This window comes from Thalassolituus marinus (genome assembly GCF_020320395.1).
Lineage (GTDB): Bacteria > Pseudomonadota > Gammaproteobacteria > Pseudomonadales > Oceanobacteraceae > Venatoribacter > Venatoribacter marinus.
The window spans coordinates 47,822-71,280 of sequence record NZ_JAEDAH010000088.1 but is presented as its reverse complement, the minus strand read 5'-3'; the positions used below and the strand labels follow the sequence as shown (position 1 = coordinate 71,280).

22 protein-coding genes and 1 tRNA gene are annotated in these 23,459 nt (G+C 52.9%); 5 read left to right on the top strand and 18 right to left on the bottom strand.

The features are described 5' to 3' along the window. Nucleotides 1–2: 2 nt before the first annotated feature. A complete protein-coding gene (locus tag I9W95_RS13355) occupies nt 3–1,520 on the bottom strand; it encodes a thymidine phosphorylase family protein (RefSeq protein WP_225675704.1) in 1,518 nt (505 codons plus the stop codon). Between the two features lie 148 nt (nt 1,521–1,668). On the opposite strand from I9W95_RS13355, the gene I9W95_RS13350 reads away from it, so the two are divergent. The 3 genes from I9W95_RS13350 to I9W95_RS13340 all read left to right on the top strand — a co-directional run bounded on the left by I9W95_RS13350 (nt 1,669) and on the right by I9W95_RS13340 (nt 4,316). Next, nucleotides 1,669–3,036 (top strand): MBL fold metallo-hydrolase, encoded by a 1,368-nt coding sequence (locus tag I9W95_RS13350; protein ID WP_225675702.1) that lies wholly within the window; start codon nt 1,669–1,671, stop codon nt 3,034–3,036. Between the two features lie 97 nt (nt 3,037–3,133). Further along, entirely contained in the window at nt 3,134–3,943 is an 810-nt protein-coding gene (locus I9W95_RS13345) for a PhzF family phenazine biosynthesis protein (protein WP_225675700.1), read from the top strand. 97 nt (nt 3,944–4,040) lie between these two features. Next, nucleotides 4,041–4,316: a hypothetical protein gene (locus tag I9W95_RS13340; RefSeq protein WP_225675698.1), complete on the top strand. Its 276-nt coding sequence runs from the start codon at nt 4,041–4,043 to the stop codon at nt 4,314–4,316. Between the two features lie 53 nt (nt 4,317–4,369). On the opposite strand, the gene I9W95_RS13335 is transcribed toward I9W95_RS13340, so the two are convergent. From I9W95_RS13335 to rlmE, 16 genes are all read right to left on the bottom strand, one after another. Further along, complete coding sequence (locus I9W95_RS13335) at nt 4,370–5,176, bottom strand: hypothetical protein (protein WP_225675696.1); 807 nt, start codon at nt 5,174–5,176, stop codon at nt 4,370–4,372. A 6-nt stretch (nt 5,177–5,182) separates the two neighbouring features. Continuing rightward, nucleotides 5,183–6,163: a hypothetical protein gene (locus I9W95_RS13330; protein ID WP_225675694.1), complete on the bottom strand. Its 981-nt coding sequence runs from the start codon at nt 6,161–6,163 to the stop codon at nt 5,183–5,185. 129 nt (nt 6,164–6,292) lie between these two features. Then, nucleotides 6,293–8,401, bottom strand: a complete 2,109-nt coding sequence (pnp, locus tag I9W95_RS13325) for a polyribonucleotide nucleotidyltransferase (protein WP_225675692.1) — start codon at nt 8,399–8,401, stop codon at nt 6,293–6,295. 218 nt (nt 8,402–8,619) lie between these two features. Continuing rightward, a complete protein-coding gene (rpsO, locus tag I9W95_RS13320; RefSeq protein WP_225675690.1) occupies nt 8,620–8,889 on the bottom strand; it encodes a 30S ribosomal protein S15 in 270 nt (89 codons plus the stop codon). A gap of 110 nt (nt 8,890–8,999) precedes the next feature. Beyond that, nucleotides 9,000–9,953 (bottom strand): tRNA pseudouridine(55) synthase TruB, encoded by a 954-nt coding sequence (gene truB / locus I9W95_RS13315; RefSeq protein ID WP_225675688.1) that lies wholly within the window; start codon nt 9,951–9,953, stop codon nt 9,000–9,002. A 5-nt stretch (nt 9,954–9,958) separates the two neighbouring features. Next, nucleotides 9,959–10,366, bottom strand: coding sequence for a 30S ribosome-binding factor RbfA (rbfA, locus tag I9W95_RS13310; RefSeq protein ID WP_225675686.1), 408 nt, complete (start codon nt 10,364–10,366; stop codon nt 9,959–9,961). Nucleotides 10,367–10,436: 70 nt separating this feature from the next. Next, nucleotides 10,437–12,941, bottom strand: a complete 2,505-nt coding sequence (gene infB / locus I9W95_RS13305) for a translation initiation factor IF-2 (RefSeq protein WP_225675683.1) — start codon at nt 12,939–12,941, stop codon at nt 10,437–10,439. Between the two features lie 26 nt (nt 12,942–12,967). Further along, nucleotides 12,968–14,464 carry a transcription termination factor NusA gene (gene nusA / locus I9W95_RS13300; RefSeq protein WP_225675681.1) on the bottom strand — a complete coding sequence of 499 codons (1,497 nt, stop codon included), beginning with the start codon at nt 14,462–14,464 and terminating at the stop codon, nt 12,968–12,970. Nucleotides 14,465–14,485: 21 nt separating this feature from the next. Then, nucleotides 14,486–14,944 carry a ribosome maturation factor RimP gene (rimP, locus tag I9W95_RS13295; protein WP_225675679.1) on the bottom strand — a complete coding sequence of 153 codons (459 nt, stop codon included), beginning with the start codon at nt 14,942–14,944 and terminating at the stop codon, nt 14,486–14,488. Nucleotides 14,945–15,175: 231 nt separating this feature from the next. Further along, nucleotides 15,176–15,261: transfer RNA gene (locus tag I9W95_RS13290), tRNA-Leu, on the bottom strand. A gap of 17 nt (nt 15,262–15,278) precedes the next feature. Further along, entirely contained in the window at nt 15,279–15,668 is a 390-nt protein-coding gene (gene secG / locus I9W95_RS13285) for a preprotein translocase subunit SecG (RefSeq protein WP_225675677.1), read from the bottom strand. Between the two features lie 8 nt (nt 15,669–15,676). Beyond that, the gene (gene tpiA, locus I9W95_RS13280; protein ID WP_225675675.1) at nt 15,677–16,417 is read right to left on the bottom strand and encodes a triose-phosphate isomerase; all 741 of its coding nucleotides are present in this window, start codon (nt 16,415–16,417) and stop codon (nt 15,677–15,679) included. 69 nt (nt 16,418–16,486) lie between these two features. Continuing rightward, nucleotides 16,487–17,821, bottom strand: coding sequence for a phosphoglucosamine mutase (glmM, locus tag I9W95_RS13275; protein WP_225675673.1), 1,335 nt, complete (start codon nt 17,819–17,821; stop codon nt 16,487–16,489). Next, nucleotides 17,814–18,656: a dihydropteroate synthase gene (gene folP / locus I9W95_RS13270; RefSeq protein WP_225675671.1), complete on the bottom strand. Its 843-nt coding sequence runs from the start codon at nt 18,654–18,656 to the stop codon at nt 17,814–17,816. The genes glmM and folP overlap by 8 nt, the downstream gene beginning before the upstream one ends. A gap of 76 nt (nt 18,657–18,732) precedes the next feature. Continuing rightward, nucleotides 18,733–20,661, bottom strand: coding sequence for an ATP-dependent zinc metalloprotease FtsH (ftsH, locus tag I9W95_RS13265; RefSeq protein ID WP_225675669.1), 1,929 nt, complete (start codon nt 20,659–20,661; stop codon nt 18,733–18,735). Between the two features lie 81 nt (nt 20,662–20,742). Continuing rightward, entirely contained in the window at nt 20,743–21,363 is a 621-nt protein-coding gene (rlmE, locus tag I9W95_RS13260; RefSeq protein WP_225675667.1) for a 23S rRNA (uridine(2552)-2'-O)-methyltransferase RlmE, read from the bottom strand. A 101-nt stretch (nt 21,364–21,464) separates the two neighbouring features. Here rlmE and I9W95_RS13255 point away from each other — a divergent pair, with 101 nt between their 5' ends. Further along, entirely contained in the window at nt 21,465–21,767 is a 303-nt protein-coding gene (locus I9W95_RS13255; protein ID WP_225675665.1) for a YhbY family RNA-binding protein, read from the top strand. A 16-nt stretch (nt 21,768–21,783) separates the two neighbouring features. Here I9W95_RS13255 and I9W95_RS13250 read toward each other — a convergent pair whose 3' ends face one another. After that, a complete protein-coding gene (locus I9W95_RS13250) occupies nt 21,784–22,164 on the bottom strand; it encodes a hypothetical protein (protein ID WP_225675663.1) in 381 nt (126 codons plus the stop codon). Between the two features lie 146 nt (nt 22,165–22,310). On the opposite strand from I9W95_RS13250, the gene I9W95_RS13245 reads away from it, so the two are divergent. After that, entirely contained in the window at nt 22,311–23,429 is a 1,119-nt protein-coding gene (locus I9W95_RS13245) for a beta-ketoacyl-ACP synthase III (protein WP_225675661.1), read from the top strand. Nucleotides 23,430–23,459: the final 30 nt, after the last annotated feature.

Sequence of the window (23,459 nt, the reverse complement as noted above, 5' to 3'; positions counted from 1 at the left end):
GCTCAGACCATTTCTTCTTCAATTCGTACCACGTCGGTATGGCCATCGAGAAAATCGAGGGCATACGCCAGTTCACCCGGTGCTTCTGCGTGCAGGGTAAATAACGGTGCACCGGCTTCAACGCTGTCACCCAATGCTACATGCAGCTCGACCCCGGCAGTTTTCACATCCGGCGCTCCGGCCAGCGACGCCAGGCGGGCAATAAATCGGTTATTAAAGTACGCCACCACACCATTATGCGGAGCGCGAATACAGTGCGTATGCGCAGCGACGCCAGGTTCGTCAAAACGCCCCTGAGCACGACAAATGTTTTCAAACTTTTCCAGCGCCGCACCACTGAGCAGTGTTTTTTCCGCCAGCAGGTAGCCCTCACCCTGCGCTGCCTTGCCACCCATTTCGAGCAGAATGCCGGCCATTTCCAGCGATTTATCGCGCAAATCCTGCGGTGCCTGTACTTCGTTGCGTAACACCTGCAACACATCGCGGGCTTCCAGCGCCGGGCCGATACCACGACCTATCGGCTGCGAACCGTCGGTAATGATGGTGCGGATATCCAGCCCCAGTGCCGCGCCGGTTTGCTCCAGTGCCTGCTTCAGCCCCTGCGCCACATGCTGCGAACGCACTTTGGCCGTCGGACCGACCGGTATATCAATTAATACCTGGCGTGAACCCGCGGCCACTTTCTTCGAAATAACCGAAGCCACCAGCTGACCTTCACTATCCAGATCAAGCGCACGCTCAACACGGATCACCAGATCATCGGTCGGGCTCAGGCTGACCGAGCCGCCCCACGCCAGACAGGAGCCTTCACTGGCCACCACCTGATGCATCTGGTCAAAGCTCAGCGCTACGTTGGTCATCACTTCCATAGTGTCGGCCGTACCGGCCGGCGAGGTAATCGCGCGGCTTGAGGTTTTCGGCATGGTCAGACCGTTGGCAGCAACAATCGCCACCACGATCGGAGTGGTACGGTTGCCGGGCAGACCACCAACGCAGTGCTTATCCAGTACCACCTCTGACTGCCAGTCAAAACGCTGACCACTGTCGACCATGGCGCGGGTTATGGCGATGGTTTCATCCAGGCTGAGACGGTCACCGGCGCAGGCAGTGACAAACGCCGCCAGCTGAATATCGCTGTAACGGCCTTCGCGTATATCGGTAATGATGGCAACGGCAGCATCCTGACTGATAGGCTGGCCATAGAGCTTACCGCGCACAAAGGACATGGAGTCCACCGGGCGGGCATGACTGAAATGCAGCTGGGTGCCGTCCTCCGGACAACCAAGCCGGTGCCAGGCAGCTTCCGAGACACCGGCTTGTTCATGCGACAGCAAATCGCTGCAAACCAGAACCAGAGTCGCGATGACGGAACGCTGGCCGGCTTTAACCTCGACCCGGCTATGGGCAAAAAAGCCCTCGGAAATGGCCACGTGACAATCCTGGCGCATATAAACCACAGGTTCCTGATGGGTATTAATGCCAAGACGACGCAGGTGTAAGTAATCGAATTCTGTTTCCATCTTTAAGCCCGCTGTAAGAGCGTACAGTGTAGTTTTCGCAACAGTCTGTCACATTGCGGTAAGTCAAATAATGATCTTGCCACAATTTGCAGGCAGACACTCTTCTGCCATGATGAGACACAGTGTTATGCAATTTATCGGGTGAATTATGCAGGCTCCGTTTCAGGTTCAGTTTATTGGTGCAACCGGCACCGTAACCGGCTCCAAATATCTGGTGAAGTACGACCGCTATAAACTGCTGATCGATTGCGGTCTGTTTCAGGGCATTAAGAATGTTCGCCGCCGCAACTGGACGGAACTGCCGTTCCACGCCGATAACGTTGATGCTGTGCTGCTGACCCATGCGCATATCGACCACTCTGGTTTTTTACCTGCGCTGATGAAACGTGGTTTTCACGGTCCGATTTATTGCTCGGAAGGCACCCACGCCCTGTGCAAAGTGTTATTGCCCGATGCGGGTTATCTGCAGGAAGAAGACGCTAAATACGCCAATAAAAAGCGTTTCAGCAAACATGAGCCAGCCGAAGCGCTGTATACCGAAGATGATGCACGTAAGGTACTGAAGCAGTTTCGCCACATAGCAACCAGCGACACGCTGGAGTTACCCGGAGGTATGACTGCGACCTTCACCCCGACGGGCCATATTCTCGGTGCCTGCGCCATTCGCCTGGAATATCAGGGCAAAAGTATTACCTTCACCGGTGATGTTGGCCGTTCCAACGACATGATTATGTATCCGCCCAAACCTCTGGCAGCGACGGATTATCTGGTCGTGGAATCAACCTACGGTAATCGTCTGCATGAAGAGATCGATGCAGAGCAAGCCATTGCAGACGTGGTAAACCGTACCGCTGCCCGCGGTGGCATTGTGTTAATGCCAGCCTTTGCCGTCGGCCGCGCACAGCTGGTGATTCATATTCTGCAGAAATTGCTCGAGCAGAATCGTATTCCTACCATGCCGGTTTACCTCAACAGTCCGATGGCTATTCGCGCCACAGAAATCTTTTTCAGCCTTCACGATGAACATAAGCTGAGTAAAGAAGACTGTGAAAAGATGGACCACATAACCCACTATGTGAAAACGGTAGAAGAGTCCATCGAACTGAATAACCGCAAATATCCGGGCATTATCATTTCTGCCAGCGGCATGGCGAGTGGCGGCCGGGTTCTGCATCATTTAAAAACCCTGGTGGGTGATGCGCGCAACTCAGTACTATTCCTGGGGTATCAGGCTGCCGGTACCCGCGGCGACTCCCTCACTAATGGTGCTGATCATATTAAAATCCATGGTCAGTATTTCCCGGTTAAAGCAGAAGTCGCTAATCTGCAGGCACTTTCCAGCCACGGTGACTATCGTGAAATCAGCGACTGGCTGAAAAAGATGCCAGGCAAGCCAACGAAAGTATTTATTACTCATGGTGAAAGCTGTGCGGCAGACTGCATGCGCCTGCATCTGCAGGATGAATTCGGCTGGAATGTCGAGGTTCCGGAATATCTGGATATCGCACTGCTCTGAGCTTTTTCTATCAGAAAAAACGTCGCAATAAGAGCTGCCATTGTGCAGCTCTTTTTTTTCCCGCACACTGCCTGCTTTATTCCTCAGTGGTGGCAGCATGCAGCTCGATATCTATCAGGTAGACGCATTTGTGCGACAGACCTCCGGCAATTTCTCCGGTAATCCTGCTGCTGTGGTACCTCTCAGTGAGTGGTTGAGCGATGCCCGGATGCAGGCCATCGCCGCTGAAAATAATTTAGCGGAAACAGCATTCTACGTTGATAACAACGGCTGCTATGACATCCGCTGGTTTACCCCATCCACCGAAGTCGATTTGTGTGGCCACGCAACACTGGCCGCGGCCCATGTAATTCGCCTGCGTGGCGACGACCGTCTGGAAATCCCGTTTCACTGTCAGGTTGGCAGCTTAGCCGTTAAGGCCTCTGTCGACGACGACGTATTGTGGCTGGATTTCCCGGCGCGCCCGCCGGCAGCAGTCAACGACGAAGTATTGCGTCAGCGTATCAGCGACATCATTGCCGCCCCCGTGATCAGCCTGCACCAGGCGCGCGATCTGATTGCGGTTGTCGCCTCAGAGCAGGAGGTTCAGCAATGCCAGCCAGACCTTTCAGCCATTGCGACACTGGACACCTTTGCTCTGGTTGTTACAGCTGCCAGTCATTCGCCCGGCTACGACTTTATCAGCCGCTTTTTTGCTCCGGCTCAGGGTATTGATGAAGACCCGGTAACCGGTTCGTCCTTCTGCAGCCTGATGCCATTATGGGCGGAGCACTTTAACCAGGAGCAGTTACAGGCATGGCAGTGTTCTGCCCGTGGTGGCGATGTGGCACTGCGCCGTGAAGGCGAGCGAATACTGATTGGCGGACGGGTTTTTCTGTACCTGCAAGGCAGTATTTTTCTGCCCTGAACGGCAGAAATCCGACGAAAAACTGTGCCGGAATAATGGCAGAAGACGGCACGGATCTGCGCGGCTATAGTTAGCTCAACGCCCTGTGGATCATGCCATGGATACTCGCTTCCAGAACCCTGTATACACGCTGCTGACTCCGGTTTCTGCACCCCAGCCTGAAGCACGTACACGCCTGCAGGAAAGTGAGCCCCTGCGGGCATCGCGCGAAGCGGAGTTTATTCCGGCTTACCCGGATGACAACGATTTATCCCGTCAGCAGCAACGGCAACAGGCACTGAACAGTGATGAATCTACACGACCATTTGCCGAGGTCAGCCAGATGACCGGTGAAGAACAAAGCCGCGGCCGCTTCCTCGACCTGTACGCCTGAGCTGAGCTCACCAGACCTGACCGACCCAACCCTGTCAGACGACCTTCAGAAACCTACCAATGGCGCCTGAACAGCAGCCGATAACCATGGCGAAAGTCTTCCGATTCTGGTTCCGCCAGATAGATAGTACGGAAACCGTTACTGGCCGCGACATCATCTGACCATGGAAAGGTCCGCCAGCTAAGCTGGTATTCAAACCCCATATCCCATTGGCGCGATAGCGGCTTGGTAAGCTGTATCACAGCCTTAAACGCCCGACCGTCAGGCATGGGAATATCCACATAGCCATAGCCCTGCGCCCGCAGATCCATGCGCATATTGGCGCCGGTCCAGTATTGATAGTGAGCGGATACTTCGACGTGAACATTGGCCAAACCACGTTGATAGCGAAGTCCGAGCAATGGGCCATAGCTGTCATAACGTTCGGATAGCGCCTGAGTAATAGCCGTAGCTTGAATATCGCGGAACCAGCGCCATTGGCTCAGGCCAGCATCAAGCGACCAGTGATCCAGTAGCTGCCACTGCCACACAGCAGAAAGTTCAAATTCTGTTTCCTGCGTGCCTGTCGCCAGCGTCTGTCCATTTTGTGTCGAGCCGCGATACTGTAAAGGGCCTGCTGAGCGCTGAAAGGTCAGCTCCAGGCTGTGCTCTGGAAGAAGCTCGTGCGTAGTCGCCAGCGCCAGCACGGGCAGCCAGCCCTGCTCTCGATCGAGTTCACTGCCTATCAGGGAGAATTCTTTATACAACCAGCGGTCCTGCCCTGCTGCTAATTCCAGCTGCAGACCATTGGCCAGATGACTGAATACGAAAAAACCGGCTACTGCAACGCAGCAACCGGCTTTCAGAAACACTGCTCTCATAGAGAGTTAGTTTAGCGTTACCGTCGGAGAAGAACCACAGCCGTTAAAGGTTACAGTCATGGTGGTGCCGGAGTTATCTTCCAGAATGATCGTGCCATCACCAACAGAACCATCTGAGCACAGCGTAATATTGCTTGCTTCGAGATCAACGTAACCGTATTCAGGGTGGTAGAAAGTCGCTTCAACTGTGTAGTAGGAGTCACCGTCATATACATACAGGTCAGATAGCTGATACACCTCACCATGGGAGCCCTGAATCTGCTCATCGTATTCGCAGCTACTGGCAGCCACACTACTGCACTCTATTGTGCCTGAGTACTGCTGAGTAACACCATTTTGCGTTACCGAATAATTCCAACTGGAATATACGCTGTAATATTCTTTATCAGACTCACTCCATTTGTAATGGTCAGTCATGCCACCATTTAATGTGGAACTCTCCTCGTCGTAACTTATGGTGAAATCGGAGAACCGATACGTAACGATCTCGATATCCCCACTGGAGGAATAAACATAAGACAAGCTCCCGTCGGCATAAACAACGTCGCCGTATAAGTCATAAAAGCAGTAATCGCTGTAAACAATGGTTGCCTTTGACTCGCTGCCGGACATTGATGCAGCGCCTCCACAATCACCTGTGTCATTCTGAGTTGCTGCGATTGGCAAGCCTTCAAGCGTGTACTCCAGAACGGACCCTACAGCTTGCTTAAGCAATGCTTTCTGATCAGAACTGACACGACTTACAGCAGCTATTGGCAAATTATCCATAGGGTCATCAGATACATTTGCTGCTATGGATTTTGCAACAACCTCAGCAGAACTTGTCGCATATACCCCCTGATTATCAGCGCTCAGGCTAGCAGCTGAGTTATTACCTGAATATTCAATTGCCTCGATAGTGTTTCCAGTGCCGCTATCGTCACCTCCGCAAGCACCTAACAAAATTGCAAAGGCCAGCGGCGCTCCATATTTAGTTACAGCTTTCATCAGCCTCATTCCTTATGTGTGCATCTCGAATATCTGAATTTTAGCTGTTAACAATGATTTTGCTTCTGACTGGGCAAGTTGCAGACATAAAAAAACCGCCCGAAGGCGGTTTCTTTAATCAGGGCTGAATCAGGCTGGCTGTTCAACACCCTTCATGGTCAGCTTAACGCGACCTTTCGGATCAACGTCTGCGACCAGTACGTTAACGGTCTGACCTTCCTGCAGATAGTCAGTCACGTTTTCAACACGCTCTTCACTGATCTGAGAAATGTGCAGCAGGCCGTCTTTGCCTGGCAGTACGGTGATGAAAGCACCGAAATCAACGATCTTGCTTACTTTACCGGTGTAGGTAGTACCCACTTCGATTTCAGCAGTGATGGCTTCGATCATCGCTTTTGCAGCGTCAGCAGAAGCTTTGTCGGTTGCGAAGATCTTGATGTCGCCGTTGTCATCGATATCCACAGAAGCGCCAGTCTTCTCGGTGATGTCACGGATAGTCGCGCCGCCTTTACCGATTACTTCACGGATCTTGTCGGACGGGATCTTCATCGCAGTCATAGTAGGAGCGTTTTCAGACAGCTCTTTACGTGGTTCTGCAATGACTTTGTTCATGTCGTTCAGGATGCTCAGACGCGCGGCCTTGGCTTTTTCCAGAGCGATTTCCATGATCTCTTCAGTGATACCTTCGATCTTGATATCCATCTGCAGAGCAGTGATACCTTCGTCAGTACCGGCTACTTTAAAGTCCATGTCACCCAGGTGATCTTCGTCACCCAGAATGTCGGTCAGAACAGCAAACTTGTCGCCTTCTTTAACCAGACCCATGGCGATACCAGCAACTGGTGCTTTGATCGGCACACCAGCGTCCATCAGTGCCAGGGAAGCACCACATACAGACGCCATAGAAGAAGAACCGTTGGATTCAGTGATTTCAGAAACCACACGAACGGTGTACGGGAATTCTTCCTGAGTTGGCATCATTGCCTGAACACCACGACGGGCCAGGCGACCGTGACCAATTTCACGACGACCCGGAGAACCCATACGACCAGCTTCACCTACAGAGAATGGAGGGAAGTTGTAGTGGAACAGGAACGGATCAGTCTGAGTACCGTGCAGGAAGTCGATCATCTGTGCGTCACGGGCAGAACCCAGTGTGGTCGCAACGATGGCCTGAGTTTCACCACGGGTGAAGATCGCAGAACCGTGAGTGGTCTTCAGTACACCGGTTTCGATGGTCAGAGGACGTACGGTGTCGTTGTCACGACCGTCGATACGTGGAGCACCGTCGATTACGCGCTGACGTACTACTTCATACTTCAGTTCACCGATCATGTCGACAACTTCGTCTTTGCTGAAGCCTTCTTCGCCTTCAGCAGCGACCAGTTTTTCAACAGCAGCAGCTTTGATTTCGTCCAGCTTGCCGTAACGAGCCATCTTGTCAGAGATGGTGTACGCGTCGCCGATTGCAGCAGCAGTTTCAGCTTTTACTGCTTCGTACAGAGGCTTGTTCTGCTCTGGCGCAGTCCAGTCCCAACGCTGTACACCCAGCTCAGCAGTCCACTCATTGATGGCAGTGATCGCGCTCTGGAAACCTTTGTGTGCGAACAGAACCGCACCCAGCATTTCGTCTTCGGTCAGTTCGTCGGCTTCAGATTCAACCATCAGAACCGCGTCTTTAGTACCGGCAACTACCATGTCCAGCAGAGAATCAGCCAGCTGAGCATCGGTTGGGTTCAGCATGTAACCGTCGTCGTCAGTGAAACCAACACGGGCTGCACCGATAGGACCGTTGAAAGGAACACCAGATACTGCCAGCGCTGCAGATACAGCGATCATGGCACAGATATCAGGATCAACGCCTTTCTCAGATGCCATAACAGTAGGAATCACCTGAACTTCGTTCAGGAAGCCTTCCGGGAACAGAGGACGGATAGGACGGTCGATCAGACGGGAAGTCAGGGTTTCTTTTTCAGAAGGACGACCTTCACGCTTCAGGTAACCACCCGGGATACGGCCTGCAGCGTACATTTTTTCCTGGTAGTGAACGGACAGCGGGAAGAAGTCCTGACCAGGCTTGGTGGTTTTAGCGGCTACAACAGTCGCCAGAACCTGAGTTTTACCGATAGTAGCCAGCACAGCACCGTCGGCCTGACGGGCGATACGGCCAGTTTCCAGAGTGACGGTCTGACCGCCGAATTCAAACGTTTTGGTCTTAGCAACAGGGATATTGCTCATTCAATATTTCCTTATGTAAACAAAGTTTCCTGCTGACTGCCGGTGCTTCTAAGCATGGACTCTCGCCTGAACGGGAAAGCCAATGATTAGAAGCACCACCACATCCGAATCAGTGTGGGGTTGGCACCACAGCGCGGCAGGTAGATTTAATAAGAGCAGAAATGGCAGAAGGCCAGATACAACAAAAGCCCCGTAGGGCTTTTGCTGCAGATGAGATCTTAGCGACGCAGACCCAGACGACCGATCAGAGCGGTGTAACGGTTTGCATCTTTACGCTTCAGGTAGTCCAGCAGCTTACGACGCTGGTTAACCATGCGGATCAGACCACGACGAGAGTGGTGATCTTTACCGTGCGCTTTGAAGTGGTCCTGCAGGCCAACGATGTTGTGGGTCAGCAGTGCAACCTGAACTTCAGGAGAACCAGTGTCGCCTTCAGCAACTTGGTACTCTTTTACAATCTCAGCTTTCTGAGCAGCAGATAATGCCATCTTTAATACTCCGGTTAATGTGCATCAGGCGAACCTGACTGTTAAAAAATCATCGCCACCGTGCACATTAACAGTGGGATGTGCGTGTCATAGACACGGTTGAAACGGTTTCAGACTGCATCAGGTAAGGTTACCTGCATCAGTCGCTGGGCAATCACCCGGCCATCTTCGATACGGCCAATGCCGATCAACTGACGGATACCCGATTCAACGGCCCATAATTGTACAGAAGGACTTGGCTCCAGGCCAGTATTTACCGTCTGTCCATGCAGCATTTTTCGCGCTTCGGCTAAACTGAGCTGCACTTCCGGCCAGCCCGGCAAGGCGCTTTCTGGCGCTAACAAGACAGCATCCAGCACATCAGCACCCTGCTCTGCCAGCGCTTCCAACTGTTCGAGGGTCAGCATCTGTCCACTGTGGTACGGCCCACTATGGGTACGATGCAAACGGCTGACGTAGGCGCCACAACCGAGCGCGTCGCCAATATCCTCTACTAACGTACGGATATAGGTGCCTTTCGAGCAGCGCACTGACAGGTCGAGTTCGTCATCACGCTGGGCATCAAGGGTAAGGCTGTGGATGGTGATCACGCGGCGTTTCTTTTCCGCCACGGCCTTCATATCCGCCTCAGACATGCCCTGACGGGCCAGCTCATACAGCGGCTTACCGTCCATTTTCAGTGCCGAAAACATTGGCGGCACCTGTTCGACGTCACCGCGAAACGGCTCAAGTACAGACTCGAGATCGATGTTCTGCAAGTCGGGGACGGCTGCAGTGCGTAACACTTCGCCTTCAACGTCACCGGTGGAGCGCACCTCACCCAGCTTCGCTGTGGTCTCATAGCCTTTATCAGCGTCCAGCAGTATCTGCGAGAACTTGGTGGCCTCACCTAAACAGACGGGTAAAACACCACTGGCCATTGGGTCCAGAGCACCGGTATGACCGGCCTTCTGCGCATTAAACAGGCGCTTAACGCGCTGCAGCACCTGATTGGAAGAAAGACCCAGGGGCTTGTTAATGACCACAATCCCCGAAACTGCGCGGCCTTTTTTCGTTTTCGCCATACGCGTTATTCAGCCTTATCGTCTTCGTCAGCCTGATGACGAGCATTGTCTTCGTCGGTGGCTTTCTTAATCAGGCTGGTCAGTTTCATACCGCGATCCAGGGTTTCGTCGTAGTGGAAACGCAGATGTGGGGTAATGCGAGTACGCATAATGCGCGCCAGCTCGCTACGCAGGTGGCCTGCGGCATCGTTCAGAATCTTTTCTGTCTGACGACGAATTTCTTCGTCGGTTTCACCTTTAGCACCCATTACTGTGAAATAGATGTCAGCGTAACCGATGTCTTTAGCTACTTTAACGTGATTCAGGGTCACCATACCCAGACGCGGGTCTTTCAGGTCGAACTGAATCATCTGTGCCAGATCACGCTGGATCTGTTCACTCAGGCGCGAGGTGCGGCTGTAATCTTTAGGCATTCTCTTTTCTCCAGAGACACCAAAGCCCGGACGGTTCCGGGCTTTGGCTTATCAGTATGCTCGCGCGGTATTACAGCGTACGAGCAACTTCTTTAACGTCGAACACTTCGATCTGATCGCCTGGGCGAACATCCTGATAGTTCTTAACGCCGATACCACATTCCATACCCTGGCGAACTTCCTGAACGTCGTCTTTGAAGCGACGCAGGGATTCCAGTTCACCTTCGTAGATCACTACGTTTTCACGCAGTACGCGGATCTTCTTGTTACGGAATACGTTACCGTCAATCACCATACAACCAGCAATCTGGCCGAACTTCGGTGAATTGAACACGTCACGCACTTCGGCGATACCCACAATCTCTTCACGCAGTTCAGGCGCCAGCAGACCAGCCATAGCCTGTTTCACGTCATCCAGCAGATCGTAGATTACGCTGTAGTAGCGCATATCAACGTCGTTGTTTTCGACAACACGCTTGGCAGCGTTATCAGCACGGACGTTGAAACCGAATACCACGGCGCTGGCGGCAACGGCCAGAGTCGCGTCAGTTTCGGTAATACCACCCACACCGGATGCTACAACGTTAACCTTAACTTCGTCGGTCGCCAGTTTCTGCAGGGAAGCAACAATCGCTTCCAGCGAGCCACGTACGTCGGTCTTAACAACCACGTTCAGGCTGGCCTGCTGGCCTTCGCCCATACCGGCAAACAGTGCATCCAGTTTGGCTGCCTGCTGACGCTGTTGCAGTTGTTCCTTCATTTTGGTTTCACGGAACTCAGCCACTTCACGGGCTTTCTTCTCGCTTTCCACAACCATGAAGTTGTCACCCGCATCCGGGGTACCGTTCAGACCCAGGATCTCTACCGGGATAGACGGACCAGCACCATCGGTTTGCTTACCGTTTTCATCCAGCAGTGCACGGGCACGACCGTAGCAAGTACCTGCCAGTACGATATCGCCTTTTTTCAGCGTACCGTTCTGAACCAGCAGAGTAGCAACCGGACCACGACCTTTATCCAGACGAGATTCAACCACTACACCCTGGCCCGGGCCAGTAAAGTGTGCTTTCAGTTCCAGCAGTTCTGCTTGCAGCAGTACCGCTTCGAGCAGCTCATCAATGCCCTGACCGGTTTTTGCGGATACCGGGATAAACGGTACATCACCGCCCCAGTCTTCCGGAATAACATCACGTGCTGACAGTTCGTTTTTAACACGATCCGGATCAGCCGCTTCTTTATCCATTTTGTTAACAGCAACCACCAGAGGAACGCCAGCAGACTTAGCGTGCTGAACAGCTTCTTCGGTTTGTGGCATTACGCCATCGTCTGCTGCAACCACCAGAATAACCACGTCAGTTGCCTGAGCACCACGAGCACGCATGGAGGTAAACGCTGCGTGTCCAGGGGTATCCAGGAAGGACACCATGCCGTGATCCGTTTCTACGTGGTAAGCACCGATATGCTGGGTAATACCACCGGCTTCACCGGATGCCACTCGTGAGCTACGGATGTAGTCCAGCAGCGAGGTTTTACCATGGTCAACGTGACCCATTACGGTAACAACCGGAGCACGGGTCTGCTCGTCACCTTCGTAAGAAACAGATTCAGTTACATCCTGTTCCAGCTGGTCATCGGCGATCAGCTTGGTCACTTTGTGACCCATTTCTTCAACGACCAGAGAGGCGGTGTCCTGATCCAGAGTCTGGTTAATGGTCGCCATAACGCCCATTTTCATCAGCTCTTTGATCACTTCGCCGGCTTTAACCGCCATTTTCGAAGCCAGATCACCGACGGAAATCGCTTCCGGCAGTTCAACTTCACGAATAACTGGTGCAGTTGGCTTGGTAAATGCGTGCTCATTTGAGCTGTGTTTACCACGACCACCTTTCAGTTTAGGACCCTTGCCCGGACGACGACCACGGTTGCGGTCGCTGTCATCGGAATCACGGAAGCGGCTGTTTTCGCGCTGATCAGCGCGTTTCTTATCAACTGCTTTGGTTGCCTTCTTGTTACGGCCACCATCGTCCTGACGCTGCGCTGCAACTTCTGCTTCAGCACGCTTCTGGGCAACGTCCAACTCTTCAGTCGGAGCAGCTTTCGCTTTTGCCGCAGGCTTGTCAGCTTTCGCTTCAGCAGCTGGTGCTTCTGCAACAGCTTCTGCCTTCGGCTCTTCAGCAACCGGAGCAGCCACTGCCGCTTCTACGGTTTCCGGTGCCGCTACGGCTTCTGCTGCTACCTCAGCAACGGCTTCCGCCTGCTGCTCAGCTTCTTTTTCCAGCTCTTCGCGCTTAACGTAAGTACGCTTTTTACGAACTTCAATCGCAACAGCTTTCTTACCGCCCTGACCTGTTTTCAGAGTGGTAGTCACCTTACGCTTCAGCGTAATTTTTTTCGGTGCTGCTGTTGATTCACCATGACTTTTCTTCAGGAACGTCAGCAGTGATTGCTTCTGTTCATCAGACACAGCCTGGTCTGCGCCGGTCTGTGGCAGACCAGCTTCTTTCATCTGGGACAACAAGCGATCAACGCTGGTCCCTACCACGTCGGCGAGTTCTTTAACGGTTACATCTGCCATACGTTTCTCCTATGCCGAGCGAGTGATTAGTCGTTGCCCTCAAACCAGGGCGCGCGTGCAGTCATAATGAGCTCTGCCGCTTTTTCTTCGGTCATATCTTCGATATCCAGCAAGTCGTCGATGGATTGCTCGGCAAGATCTTCCATCGTACAGATGCCTTTGCTGGCCAGAACCAGAGCCAGGTGCTTGTCCATGCCATCCATGTTCAGCAGGTCTTCCGCTGGTTCTGCATTTTCAAGTTTTTCCTCAGATGCCAGAGCCTGGGTCAGCAGGACATCCTTGGCGCGGTTACGCAGTTCGGTAACCACATCTTCATCCAGACCATCAATCGCCAGCATCTCTTCCATAGGAACGTAGGCAATCTCTTCCAGAGTCGTGAAGCCTTCTTCAACCAGCAGGGTGGCAAAGTCTTCATCCAGGTCCAGAGTATTCATAAAGTTTTCAATGTAACCGGACGCTTCCTGAGACTGTTTCTCCTGAGCATCTTCTTCGGTCATTACATTGATTTCCCAACCGGTCAGTTCGGACGCCAGGCGTACGTTCTGACCGCCACGACCAATTGCCTGCGCCAGGTTATCTGATGCAACAGCAACGTCCATGGTGTTGGTTTCTTCGTCCATGATGATGGACGCAACATCGGCTGGCGCCATGGCGTTAATCACCAGCTGCGCCGGGTTGTCATCCCACAGCACGATGTCGATACGCTCGTTACCACCCAGTTCGTTGGTAACAGCCTGAACACGCGCACCACGCATACCAACACAGGCACCAACAGGGTCGATACGCTTGTCATTGGTCTTAACGGCGATTTTCGCACGTGAACCCGGATCACGGGCAGCACCCTTGATCTCAATAACGTCTTCAGCAATTTCCGGCACTTCAATGCGGAAAAGCTCAATCAGCATTTCCGGACAAGTACGGCTCAGCATCAGCTGCGGACCACGATTTTCCGGACGTACCGCATGCAGAATGGCGCGAACACGATCACCCATACGCATGATCTCACGACCAATCAGCTGATCTTTTGGCAGCAGACCTTCAGCGTTATTGCCGAGGTCTACAATAATGTTGTCACGTGTCACTTTTTTAACAGTGCCGTTAACCAGTTCGCCAACGCGATCTTCGTACTGATCTACGATCTGTGCGCGCTCTGCTTCACGTACTTTCTGCACGATAATCTGCTTCGCAGCCTGGGCAGCAATACGGCCGAAATCAGGGTTATCAATCTGCGTCTCATAGGTGTCACCAGGTTGCAGATTGGTATCGATTTCGTGTGCTTCCTGCAGGGTAAGCTCGTCACCCAGGCCCGGAACCACATCGTTGCTGACAACCAGCCAGCTACGGAATGTCTGGTAGTCACCGGTGCGACGATCGATATCAACGCGAATGGTAGCTTCTTCGTCTTCGTAACGCTTCTTGGCGGCCGCGGCCAGGGCTGACTCAATCGCTTCAAAAATAATTTCTTTTGAAACACCCTTTTCGTTGGAAACCGCTTCTGCGACCAGGAGAATTTCTTTGCTCATCTTCTAGCCTCGCTCTGCACCTTAGTCCTTGAATTGTGGAACAACATTAGCCTTTTCAATCAGCTCAATGGGCAACAGATATTCGTGATCGTCGACGACGAGTACGACATCTTCCTGCTCAACACCGATTAATTGGCCTTTAAATTTACGACGCCCGTCGAAGGGCATACGCAGACGCAGCTCTACAATGTGATTTGCATACTGCTGAAACTGTTCGAGTGTGAATAAAGGGCGATCCATCCCAGGAGAGGAAACCTCAAGGGTATATTCCTGAGCGATAGGATCTTCAACGTCCATTACGGCGCTAACCTGACGGCTCACCTGAGCGCAGTGGTCAACATTAATACCGTCGGCGTGATCAATAAAAATACGCAACATAGAGCGTTTGCCCTGCGGCATAAACTCGAGCCCCCAGAAGGTGAACCCCATGGACTCAACCACTGGTGCAATAAGTTCGGTCAACTGCGAATTTTTAGACAAATAATTACCCTCTCCACAAACAAAAACTGGGCAACAATGTGCCCAGTCCGCTACTGCCTGACGCAGACCGGAATCAACGCCTGCGCTGATTCCTTGTCAGCCGCTCCACCCGGGAAGCGACTACTAAAAAGCCCCTGACATGAGGGGCTTTTTACAGTGCTCTATAAAAGCACGCGCATTATAGGCGCTTTAAACAGAAAAAGCGAACCATGTTCGCTTTTCCGTAATAATTGGTGCGGATGGCGAGACTCGAACTCGCACGAGCTTAGCTCACCACCCCCTCAAGATGGCGTGTCTACCAATTCCACCACATCCGCACGACTACTGACTGAGCTTAGTTGGCAGGCTTTTCGACTGCTGGCTCGTCAGAAACAGATGCATCCAGTTCAGGTGCATCTGAAGACGGCGCGTATTCTTCCACAACTGGGGTGTCCTGCTCAAGCTTTTCTATCACTTCTTCGCTTGGAATACCCAGATCAGTAACGCTTTTTGCTTTCTGACTGGCATAAACCGCCAGCGCCAGGCTGGTGATAAAGAAAACGGTTGCCAGAATTGCCGTGCTACGGCTCAGGAAGTTGCCGGAGCCACTGCTGCCGAACACGGTCTGGGACGCGCCACCACCGAAGGAAGCACCTGCATCAGCACCTTTACCCTGCTGCAGCATCACAAAACCAATGATGCCTAAAGCCAGCAGAATGTGAACAATCAGAATAATAGATTCCATAACGTACCTTACGCCTGACAAATTCCTGTAAATTCATTTGCGTCCAGGGAGGCACCGCCCACCAGTCCGCCATCGATATCCGGCTGAGCAAACAGCTCGGCCGCATTGGCAGCTTTTACACTACCACCGTATAAGATACGGGTTTTCTCAGCCACCGCGGCGCTAACCTGCTGCAGTTGACCACGAATAAAGGCATGAATTGCCTGAGCTTGTTCCGGTGTTGCTGTTTCACCAGTACCAATAGCCCACACAGGCTCATACGCCAGAATAATGCGATCCCATTCATTTTCGCTCAGCTGTTCAATCAGCAGTGCGAGCTGCTGAGAAACAACAGCTTCTTCACGACCGGCTTTACGCTCTTCCAGCGTTTCACCAATACAGACAACAGCCGTCAGGTCATTAGCCAGCAGCTGACGCGTCTTCTGCAGCACAACAAGATCGGTTTCACCGTACAGGGTACGACGCTCGGAATGTCCGACAAGTGCCATAGAACAACCGACATCAGTCAGCATGGGCGCAGACACTTCACCGGTAAAGGCACCCTGATCATCAGTGGCAACATTTTGTGCACCAACCTGAACAGGAGTCCCCTTCAGCTGCTCAGCAACCTGAGCGATATATGGGAATGGAGGAAACACCGCCATATCACAATGATCGTTTAGTTGCGCGGTGACGTCCTGCAACAACTGTGCGGCAAATTCCGCAGAGCCATTCATTTTCCAGTTACCGGCTACTAACAAACGACGCATGAGGGTCCCCAAAATTCAAAGAGCGCAGATACTATCTAAGAAGCCATGCCGAAACAAGCGCACAGACCATCATCCGATGGCCTTGCCAACCACCTCAGACAGTTCTTCTGCAACATTCTGAATCAGTGCGGCATCCTCACCTTCAACCATGACCCGTACAACCGGTTCGGTTCCCGATGGGCGCAGCAGAATACGACCGCGCCCTTTCAGCAGGTCTTCTGCCTTGCCAACAGCCGCCTGAATACCGGCATCGGTGGAGACATCCACCTGGCGGTTACGGCGAACATTGATCATAACCTGTGGCATTTTCATCATGCGCGACTGCCACTCGTTCAGCGACACACCGCTGTCCTGCACTGCCTGCAGAACCTGCAGGGCGGCAACAATGCCGTCGCCTGTCGTGTTGGCGTCCAGACACAGTAAATGGCCGGAAGACTCACCACCGTAACGCCAGCCATTTTCATGCAGCATCTGATGTACGTAGCGGTCACCAACCTTGGCACGCAGGAAGTCGATGCCTTTATCTTTCAGACCCAGCTCAAGGCCAAGGTTGCTCATCAGCGTACCAACAACCCCGCCATTCAGACGGCCCTGTTGTTGCGCATGAACCGTAATAATGAACAGCAGCTGATCGCCATCGAGTAAGTTACCCAGATGATCAACCATCATTACCCGATCGCCATCACCATCAAAGGCAATCCCCAGATCAGCGCCCACTTCAAGCACTTTATTGCGCAGCGCTTCCGGTTCCGTTGAGCCAACACCATCGTTGATATTGAGACCATCCGGCTGGGTGCCCATCGCGATCACGGTCGCACCAAGCTCGCTGAATACTGCCGGCGCAATCTGATAGGTCGCACCATGAGCGCAGTCCAGCACAATCCGCATGCCACGCAGGTTCATGGTATTAGCAGTAGCCTTACAGAACTCAATGTAACGACCCGCTGCATCATTAATACGACGCGCCTTACCCAGCTCAGACGAGCCGACACAGGTCATTGGCTTATCCAGCCACTCTTCAATGGCCAGCTCAGTCGCATCCGGCAGCTTTTCGCCGACACCGGAAAAGAATTTAATGCCGTTATCGTAATACGGGTTATGAGAAGCACTGATCACAATACCAGCGCTGGCTCGGAAGGTTCGGGTCAGATAGGCAATACCCGGTGTCGGGATAGGCCCCAGCAGACCAATATCAACGCCCGCTGCCGACAGGCCTGCTTCCAGTGCCGATTCGAACATGTAGCCGGAGATTCGGGTATCTTTACCGATCAGAATCTGGCTTTTGCCCTGCTCGGCAAAAACCTTACCGGCCGCCCAGCCAAGCTTCATTACAAAATCCGGAGTAATCGGATACTCACCCACGCGGCCGCGAACACCGTCCGTGCCAAAGTACTTTCTAGTCATGACCTTCCCTTAAGGTGGCATGTGCAACTTTAATGGCTTCCGCCGTTTCTTTTACGTCGTGCACACGCAAAATTCTGGCACCCTTCATCACGCAGATAACGGCGCCGGCCACACTGCCGGTCACACGCAACGCTGCGTCACTGATGCCGGTTGCTTCACCGATCATTCGCTTGCGCGACAGGCCCGCCAGAATTGGCAGCTCCATACTCAGCAAAGCATCCAGTTGATTTAACAGTCGGTAATTATGCTCGTGATTCTTGCCAAAACCAAAGCCCGGATCGATAAGAATGCGACTCCGGTCAATACCCGCCTGTATACATTCGTCAATTCGTTGCTCAAGGTAGAGGATGACAGCCTGCTCTATGGGTTCATCATAATGCGGCGCGTTCTGCATGACCTGCGGCTCACCATTCATGTGCATAAGGCAAACAGGCAGCGAGGTTGCGGCTGCAGCGGCCAGCGCTCCGTCGCGAGTCAGAGCACGCACATCATTCAGCAGATGGGCACCCGCCGCTGCGCTGTCGCGCATTACCGCAGGTGTACTGGTATCTATCGAAATAGTGACATCAAATTCTCGCGCCAGCGCCTCAACAGCAGGCACCACCCGCTGTAACTCTTCCTGCTCAGAGACAGGTTCAGCCCCCGGACGGGTCGATTCTCCGCCGACATCAATGATGGTCGCGCCATCCGCAATCATCTGCTGCGCATGGCGCAATGCCGTATCCAGCGAATTAAAACGACCACCATCAGAGAAAGAATCCGGGGTGACGTTAAGAATACCCATTACATGGGGGGTTGATAGGTCCAGCTGGCGGTTACCACAAGTCAGCTTCACACAAGTCTCCGGGTAGTGCGGAATCAGTTAACGAAAAAAGCGGCCGAAGCCGCTTTAGTAGTCTGAGCAGGGGGAGTTATGAGTTCTGCTCTCCGGCGGCATCACCAACCGAATCATCCTGCCCATTGTCAGCCATGTCGTGGCTGGCCTCTGCCGGCGCCGCCGGGCCAGAGCCGTTACTGTCAGACCAGGACTTCGGCGGACGAGGCTTGCGCCCTTCCATAATGTCATCAATCTGACTGATGTCGATGGTCTCATATTCCATCAGAGCATCTTTCATCAGCTCCAGCTTATCGCGGTTGTCTTCCAGCAACTGCGTAGCGCGCTGATAGCAACGATCCAGCAGATCCTTAACCTCAGAGTCGATCAGACGTGCAGTCTCATCCGACAGGTGAGAAAGCTGACCACCACCTGAGCTGCCCAGATAACCGTTCTGTTCCTCTTCGGTGTACAGCTGAGCACCGAGTCGCTCAGACAGACCCCATTTGGTCACATAGTTACGGGCATACTTGGTTGCACGCTCAATGTCGTTGGAGGCACCCGTGGTGACACCGTCTTTACCCAGTGTCATTTCTTCAGCAATACGACCGCCGTACAGCGAGCAGATGTTACTCTCGATACCGCGCTTGCTGATGGAGTGACGATCTTCTTCCGGCAGGAACATAGTCACACCCAGGGCACGACCGCGCGGAATAATAGAAACCTTGTAAACAGGATCGTGCTCCGGCACCAGACGACCAACAATAGCGTGACCCGCTTCGTGATAGGCCGTGTTCTCTTTTTCTTTCTCGGACATCACCATGGTCTTACGTTCGGCGCCCATCAGGATCTTATCCTTGGCCTTCTCGAACTCTTCCATGGTAACCAGATTACGATTGGCACGAGCCGCAAACAGTGCAGCTTCGTTCACCAGATTCGCCAGATCGGCACCGGAGAAACCCGGTGTACCACGTGCGATAACCGAAGCATTCACATCGTCCGCTACCGGCACTTTACGCATGTGAACACCCAGAATCTGCTCACGACCGCGAATGTCTGGCAAACCAACCACGACCTGACGGTCGAAACGACCCGGACGCAGCAGCGCAGGGTCCAGTACGTCCGGACGGTTAGTTGCAGCAATCACGATGATGCCGTCGTTAACCTCAAAGCCGTCCATTTCAACCAGCAGCTGGTTCAGGGTCTGTTCACGCTCATCGTTGCCACCGCCGATACCTACACCACGGGAACGACCTACAGCATCGATTTCGTCGATGAAGATAATGCAAGGAGCCTGCTTCTTAGCCTGATCGAACATGTCACGTACACGGGATGCACCAACACCAACGAACATCTCAACGAAATCAGAACCGGAGATAGAGAAGAAAGGTACGCGCGCCTCACCAGCGATCGCTTTTGCCAGCAGCGTTTTACCAGTACCCGGCTGACCTACCATCAGTACGCCGCGCGGAATCTTGCCGCCTAAGCGCTGGTATTTACCCGGATCACGCAGAAACTCGACCAGCTCTTTAACGTCTTCTTTGGCTTCATCACAGCCCGCAACGTCTTCGAAAGTGGTTTTGATCTGATCTTCGCTGAGCAGTTTGGCTTTACTCTTACCAAACGCCATAGGGCCGCCCTTACCACCGGCTCCGCCCTGCATCTGACGCATAAACAGCATAAACACGGCGATAATGATCAGGATCGGCAGAGAGGCCAGTAACAGCTGGGTAAAGAAGCCCTGCTTCTCTGGTTTTTCACCCACTACCTGAACCTGATTGTTCAGCAGCGTATCCATCAGCTTGTCGTCATAGACCGGCAGCACCGTTTCAAAGCTTTCACCACTGCTGCTCTGACCGGTAATGGACTGCCCGGAAATGGTAACCCGCTCAACCTGACCGCTTTCTACAGCGGTAATAAATTCAGAGTACGACAGCTCTTTACCACGGCCGACGTTCTGAAAGTTGTTGAACACCATCATCAGGACAGCGGCAATCACTGCCCACAGTATGAAATTCTTTGCCATATCCGGCACTACCTCACTGGCTTGGTCGTCTGCTGCCCATGTGCGGCAGACCCTTTAATTCATTAGCTTAGCAAGCATTGGCTAAGCGCGGAAACCTTTCCCGACCACATACACTTCCCGCGATCTTGCCCGGGAAGCCTTGGGCTTACGGATCAATACCTTAGAGAAGGATTCACGCACATCACGAATGTACTCATCGAAGCCTTCTCCCTGAAAAACCTTAGCCACAAACTGACCGTTAGGTTTTAACACCTGACGAGCCATATCCAGCGCCAGTTCCACCAGATACATGGATCCGGGCTGATCAATTGAGGCTACTCCACTCATATTGGGGGCCATATCGGAAATTACAAGGTCTACTGGTCGACCATCGACCACCGCCATGAGTTCATCGAATACTGATTCTTCCGTAAAGTCGCCCTGAATGAAATTCACATCAGCTATCGGATCCATAGGCAAAATATCTGAGGCAATAATCACACCGCCGCCATCGAGCTTGCGAGCAACCACCTGAGACCAGCCACCCGGTGCGGAACCAAGATCAATAATGGTCATTCCCGGCTTGATCAGCTGATCTTTCTCGTCCAGCTCAATCAGCTTATAGCTGGCGCGGGTACGGTAGCCATCCTGTTGGGCTTTGTGGACATAGATGTCGTCAACATGCTCGCGCAACCAATCTGCGCTGCTTTTTGAACGCGCCATGCAGGCTCCTGCTTCAGGGTGAGGTATAATGCCGGAAAGGTCACTGCAAAACCGGCAGAAAGACCCATTCTATCACTGAATATACGAGCTACCGAACCAATATGGCGCTGACAAACGAACAGAAAAAGGCCTACCGGGCCATTGGTCATACCCTGAACCCGATCGTGACCGTTGCAGGTAACGGCCTGAGTGAAGGCGTTATTGATGAACTGAACCGCGCACTCGATGACCACGAGCTGATCAAAATTAAGATCTCAGTGGGCGACCGTGAGGTTAAGAAGGCTGTGATTGCTGAAATTCTGCGTATCACTGGTGCTGAGATGCCACAGCAAATTGGCAATACCGCCCTGCTGCTGCGTAAGAACCCGAAAGCCAAGGCTAACCTGTCTAACCTGCAGCGCTAAGCCCCTCAGGTATCGGCTATGCCCGGTACCTGTCCTTTCGCACAACCAGCGCCGGCGCCTTCCACAGCCAGATGACGCCCAGTACAGACATCGCGTGCACCACGATCATCTGTAACTTCCACCAGGGCAGCAGCCCGAAATAGCAAAACGACAGCAGCACCATAACCAGTAGTAGCTGCAGCGGCGACTCAGACCAGAGCAACGGCCCCGACATACGTGCCAGCAGGAAAATCAGAATTCCGCATACGGCACCAATCCCCACCACAGCATGCATGACCTCCAGCCCGTGTTGAGGAAAGAATCCCCGGTGCTCAAGCAGGGGCCGCACCAGGTAGGCTGCACTCCACAAGCCACCCAGCCAGAATGTGCGCAGCAGTATCAGATACTGACGAATCATGCTTTCACTCTCCGCAGAACGGTTTCAGCTTACACCAAGGTTGGCTGACAGGAAGACCCGTTTCCGGTAATAATGAGGAAAACAGAATCGAGTGCTGAAGCGGCGACTTCTGCACCATGCCAGTCACGACAAAGGTTTTATCATTCATGTCCAACATTGTTATCTCAGGTACCGGCCTTTTTATTCCTCCTCATGTTATTACCAACGAGGAACTGGTCGCAGCGTTTAACCAGTATGTTGATAACTTCAATGAAAAGAATGCAGCAGCTATCGAAGCGGGCGAAGTCGAAGCACTGACGCATTCCAGCCCTGAGTTCATCGAGAAAGCGTCTGGCATCAAAGCACGTTACGTCATGTACAAAGACGGTCTGGTAAACCCTGACATCATGCACCCTGTATTTCCGATGACCCAGGAAGGCTCGACTCCGGAAATGGTAACCATGGGTGTTGCAGCCGCACGTAAAGCAATGGAACAGGCAGGAAAAACAGCGGATGACATCGACATGGTCATTGTCTCCAGCACCTTCCGTCAGCGTGACTACCCTGGCATGTCGGTTGAGATTCAGCGTGAACTGGGCATCAACGGTTTTGCTTACGACATGGGCATCGCCTGCTCATCCGCGACCTTTGGCCTGATCAACGCCTATACAGCACTGAAAGCTGGCACAGCAAAATGTGTGTTATTCGTTAACCCTGAGTTCACCACACCGGGTCTGAACTTCAAGGATCGCGACAGCCACTTCATTTTTGGTGATGTGGCCACAGCGGCGATTCTGGAGCCGGAAGAAACAGCAAAGCCAGAGCATGCATTCCGCATTCTGAACACCAAACAGTTCACTCAGTACTCCGACAACATTCGTACCGATCAGTCTTACGCTGATTACTGCTTTGACAACGTGCCGGAAGACCGTTACGCGTTTAAACAGCGCGGCCGTAAAGTATTCAAGGAACTGCTGCCACTGGTGACCAATTTCCTCGAGCAGCAACTGAGCGAAACACATCAGGATGCTGCGGCCCTGAAACGTATGTGGCTGCACCAGGCAAACGTTAACATGAACATGTTTGCCGTGAAAAAACTGCTCGGCCGCTTACCGGAAGCTCTGGAAGCTCCGGTTGTTCTGGACGAATTTGCCAACACAGCCTCCTCTGGCTCTGTGATTGCATTCCACCGCTATCAGGATGACTTCCAGTCCGGCGACCGGGGCATTATCTGCTCCTTTGGTGCGGGTTACTCCATCGGCAGCCTGCTGGTCGAGAAAGTCTGATTGCCTGTGGGTGCCGGCTTCTGCGGCACC